4 protein-coding genes are annotated in these 4,604 nt (G+C 54.7%); 2 read left to right on the top strand and 2 right to left on the bottom strand.

The genetic code is table 11. The annotated features are described in order from the left end of the window. Window positions 1-85: 85 nt before the first annotated feature. Together ACR0DS_RS20180 and ACR0DS_RS20175 are read right to left on the bottom strand one after the other, a co-directional pair. A complete protein-coding gene (locus ACR0DS_RS20180) occupies window positions 86-511 on the bottom strand; it encodes a GNAT family N-acetyltransferase (RefSeq protein WP_480560889.1) in 426 nt (141 codons plus the stop codon). Between the two features lie 117 nt (window positions 512-628). Then, on the bottom strand, window positions 629-1,606 hold the full coding sequence (locus ACR0DS_RS20175) for a helix-turn-helix domain-containing protein (protein ID WP_480616930.1): 978 nt from the start codon (window positions 1,604-1,606) through the stop codon (window positions 629-631). A 270-nt stretch (window positions 1,607-1,876) separates the two neighbouring features. Between ACR0DS_RS20175 and ACR0DS_RS20170 the strand changes: the two genes are divergently transcribed. Further along, window positions 1,877-3,535, top strand: coding sequence for a sulfatase-like hydrolase/transferase (locus ACR0DS_RS20170; protein WP_480616928.1), 1,659 nt, complete (start codon window positions 1,877-1,879; stop codon window positions 3,533-3,535). 95 nt (window positions 3,536-3,630) lie between these two features. After that, window positions 3,631-4,383, top strand: a complete 753-nt coding sequence (locus ACR0DS_RS20165) for a hypothetical protein (RefSeq protein ID WP_480560879.1) — start codon at window positions 3,631-3,633, stop codon at window positions 4,381-4,383. Window positions 4,384-4,604: the final 221 nt, after the last annotated feature.

Below are 4,604 nucleotides of genomic sequence, written 5' to 3'. Positions count from 1 at the left end.
GCTTGCTGCATCATCAGAACGCGGCGTAGATTGAAACTGCGGCGAGCCTGATCCTCCTAAGCCAATCAAACGCTCGTGTTCCAAATCATTCGATGACGGACAGTTCGTCCTTCATCGCAGGGTTGCTTGTAGTGGCAAAAACACCTTTTCCCTCTGCAGGTTCCAACACGATGTCGACAAGTTTTCGCCCTATGCCGCGCTTCCCATGATCAGGTGAGACAGAAACATAACCCAACTCATACGGATAGTCTTCGTGCGATAGCGAGTGCCCTGCCTTGACGCCGCTTTCAAGACCGGAACGATATTGGTCCGAAGGTATCTTTGAAGCTGCCACACCAATCGCCTGTGCATCAGACTCAGCAAAAAACCAGCTTTGCGCCAGGACGCTGTACTCCCTGACGAACGAAGTGTTCATCAAAAGCAGCACCTGACCGAACCAGTTCAACGAAGATACGGGTTCCTCGTTCTCGGCATGAAAAACACTATCCTTCATCAGTGAAAAAGTGTCCATCAAGCCGGGGGAACTCCAACTCCAAGGCACCGAGGAGAGTAGGCTGACTTACAGCGAAGTAAGTTTGTATTTCTGAATGCCGGTGGCAATTGTTGCTCGAATCCGGATACCGAATTTCTAGTTTGGACTACCCCACGTCTGGGATGGCAGTACGCCAAAAAACAGTCTGTAGTCCCTCGCGAACTGACCCATGTGCCAAAATCCGCACCGGTTGGCAGCGTCAGCTATTTTACCATCGAAAGTCCCTGCAAGAAGGTCCTCTCGAACGCGGTTCAGCCGAAGTCGCATATAGTATGACTTGGGGCCTTGTCCGAACTGCTCCTTGAACGCGCGATCCAGGGTTCGCCAGGACGCCCCGCTTTCTTTGCAAATCTCTTCTATCGAAATTGGTTCTTCAAGATTGGCGAGCATACGGTCGATTGCTCGGTGGAGGGCACGTCGTCTGGTATGCGCCTGACTTCTGTCAAAATGTGCTTCGTTGTCAGTCAGGATGCTCAGGGCCTCAAGCATCAGAGTTTCCTCTGCCTCTTGAGACCATAGCGCATCAGAGTTGCTAAGCAGTTGGGATACGTGGCGCTCCAATTGCGCCAGGCAGACCAACCCTGCTTTGGAACTCAATTTGCGGGCATCCGGTCTGTGGCCATTCAGATGAAACCCACAGGCGTCAGCCAGCTTCTCCAGTCGTTGGGTTTCAAAGGATATGACGTTACCTGTAAATCCGGCCGTCGAAACTCCGTCAAATCCATCGCTGTCTCCAAAAGACAGAAATGCACCATCGGTTACGTCCTTTGCTTGCCATTTGTCGACTGCGCCCTTTGATGGGATGCCAAAGGTCATCCATCCCTTCGGTGAAACACCGCGCTGGTGAACGCGTTGGTTCATCGCGATGTTCAGAGCGGACACCGCGTGTCCTGAGCGCACTGTTATTCTCGTAGACAAACGCCCCGCATCGAGCTGCCGAAAGTCGATCTCCCAGGGTGTAAAGTCACCAATCATGTTGGGATGGTCAAAATTCAGCGCGATTGCGGGTGCCACTCCGTCCGATCCGGGAGGAGAAGCATTCTGCAAATTTGGCGAATTTTTGATGTGGTCCATTCCCAGAGCCTGACAGTTTACCGGTAATCTAGCTAATTCGATAGGCGGGGTGTCAAGTGACTGGGGGGTCCTCAAACGATACAACTATGGGTCGCCCGCGGCTTCCTGAAGCCGATGCGCGGTCAGAACGGGTTGTGACGTTTCTTACGCCACCTGAGCACGAACGCCTTTTGGCATTGGCGCAGAGATCAAAACAATCGCTCTCGGCCACGTGCCACGAACTGATTGTTCAGGCCATGGAATCTGCGAGTACTCAAGGAGGATCAAAGAGTGACTAGTGTTACAAAGAAGACTGGTGTCGCGGCCTGTATGTTTGCAGTGTTGTGCGCCATGCCAGCGGTCGCACAACAAGACGCGATTGTGTACGACGGTGAGTTTGAATTTTTGCGCGCTCAGTTCGGAGAGCAATGGGATGCGCAGGATGTTGAGATTGAAGCGAGGTTGGCAGAAATCCGGGGCGCCAACGGCGGTAAGCCACCGAATTTTCTATACATCCTTATCGATGACATCAGCTTCGGCCAGATGGGCGAGCGAAAGATGAACTACGTGATGGGCATTGAAACCCCGAACATCAATGACTTTGCCAGCGAGGGCATGTCGTTGATGCGGATGTACACTGAGCCCTCATGCACGCCGACGCGAACGGCTATGCTGACCGGACGCCATCCGATCCGGGCCGGGGTAGAGGAAGTAAAGGTTGCTTTGGTGGGTGAAGGTCTGCCGGCGAGTGAAGTGACGTTGCCTGAGATCCTGAAACAGGCGGGGTACAATACCTCCCATGTTGGCAAATGGCATCAGGGCGACATAGAGGAAGCGTATCCACACAATCAGGGCTTCGATTGGGCGGCTTTCCCGCTGCATCAACAGGTTCAGCTGAGCCTGATGACCCGCGAAGCCATGCAGGCCAACAATATGCTAGGATACCATGCATCAGGCCAGAATAATGAGTTCCTGCTGGATGAGCGGTTCAAGCCCTATGGTTTGGTGACCGGTGTCGAAGGTGAGGCAGGTGGGCCCGCCCGCGAGGTCGAAATGGTTGCGGGCGAAGAATGGACGCAGGCCAAGTATGAAGAGATGAATGAACGCTATCAAGCGCAGGCGATTGAACAGCTAGAACGCGTCGCGGCTATGGATGAGCCCTTCTTTCTTCAGTATTGGCCGCTCTACCCGCTGAACTTTGTCTATCCCGATCAGGCGCTTTCGCGAAACGGCGGGTTCCATGCGGACAAGTTGCAGCTTTTGGACAGGTGGATCGGAGACTTGCTGGCAAAGTTGGAAGAAACCGGTGAGGCAGACAATACCATCGTCATGATCATGGCGGATAACGGGTTGATGCACCAATACGAGGGGACGTCGGGGCTGAACCAACTGATCTATCGCGGCGGCAAAACCCAACACCTCGAAGGTGGCGTACGTACGGATGCCTTCATCCGCTGGCCCGGAGTGATCGAAGCAGACAGCGCCGCTGGTGACATCTTTCACGTCTCGGACATCTACACCACGATGACACGCATCGCTGGCGCAACGGATTTCATTCCGCGTGATCGGGTGATCGACGGGATCGATCAGACCGCCCTGCTGCTTGAAGGTGAGGGCAACGGCCGCCGCGACTACGTGTATGTCTATGAGGGACCGGTTCTGCGTTCAGTCGTCAAGCAAGAGTTCAAAATGCACCTGCCTGCGCCAGGTCAGCCCGGAGCGGCAGCACCCGTCTTCAACATCTACCGCGACCCGCGGGAAGAGAACGCTCTGATCGGAAACGCGCTGTGGTCCGGTGCCTCCTTCCAGGACATGGTCAAGCGCCATCAGAAGATGATCGCCAAGTATCCGAACTCTGAGATCGGCAAGGACGTTCCGTATGGCGGCATAGAAAACCTGCGTCCCGAAAGCGAAGAAGCGCGGCAGGTCTTCATGAGCTGGCAAGAATAAAAGCCCAATGGCGCGCAGAGCCTGTCTGCGCGCCCACCTCGAAGTTGAAGAAAGTGCGTCGCACTGAATAGCCAGCCCATCAACAGGTCAATGTCATGCTTAAAAAAACCACGTCAGCTCAAAGGCAACTCCTGGCCACTCTAAGCGTTGCTTTGTCTTTGGGCTGGGCAACGAATGGAAATGCGCAAGATGCGAGTTGGGATTTCACCGGCTATCTGTATCTCTGGGGCCCGGCGCTGAGCGGAGAAACAACAACCGGTGGCAGCATCGACATCAGCTTCAGCGACATTCTCGACAATCTCGATTTTGCATTGATGGGCGCGGTTGAGGCGCGGCGTGGCAGGTTCTCGATTTTTGCGGACGCCTTGTACCTGGATCTGAGTGATGACCAGGACGCCGCCGTGGGCCCAGGCATTCCAGCCAGCGCGGATGCCGACGTGCGCGGTACGGTATTTTCCGGCTCCGTGGGCTATGATCTTGTCGACAACGCCGACACGCGGGTCGCTGTTCTGGGCGGGTTTCGGGGCATGGATCTCGACACCAGTGCCAGTATCTCCATTGGCTTAGGATCACAGCGAATCTCAGGCGGGATCAACAACTGGGACGCAATGGTCGGCGTCCGTGGGACGACCCGGATCGCAGATCGGTGGGGTCTTTCTTACTACGCGGACATCGGGGCAGGCGAAAGTGATCTGACTGCGCAACTCAGTGCCGCCGTCAATTACCGGATCAACAATTGGGACTTGGTGTTTGGTTACCGGTATCTGACCTGGGATCTCGGTAACTCCCAGGTGCTGTCTGATCTGACTTTTCAGGGACCGTTCATTGGCGCAAGGTTCGGGTTTTGAGCCGACAAATGTCAGACCCCCTCGGCCGGCTCGGAGCAAAGAACATCAAGACGTAAGTCCGACAAAGCAATGGAGAGAGATATGAACCTGATTAGATCAATTGGCGCGACCCTCCTTCTTGTCCGTCATCGAATGATTTGGAACACGAGCGTTTGATTGGCTTAGGAGGATCAGGCTCGCCGCAGTTTCAATCTACGCCGCGTTCTGATGATGCAGCAAGC

This window comes from Ruegeria sp. AF5, assembly GCF_056541905.1.
The sequence above is the reverse complement of the archived record's forward strand: the minus strand, read 5'-3'. Positions and strand labels throughout refer to the sequence as shown.

Bases quoted from the DNA above. Each gene is read 5' to 3' on its own strand.
- ACR0DS_RS20180 (WP_480560889.1), bottom strand. From the start codon at position 511: ATGGACACTTTTTCACTGATGAAGGATAGTGTTTTTCATGCCGAGAAC.
- ACR0DS_RS20175 (WP_480616930.1), bottom strand. From the start codon at position 1,606: ATGGACCACATCAAAAATTCGCCAAATTTGCAGAATGCTTCTCCTCCC.
- ACR0DS_RS20165 (WP_480560879.1), top strand. From the start codon at position 3,631: ATGCTTAAAAAAACCACGTCAGCTCAAAGGCAACTCCTGGCCACTCTA.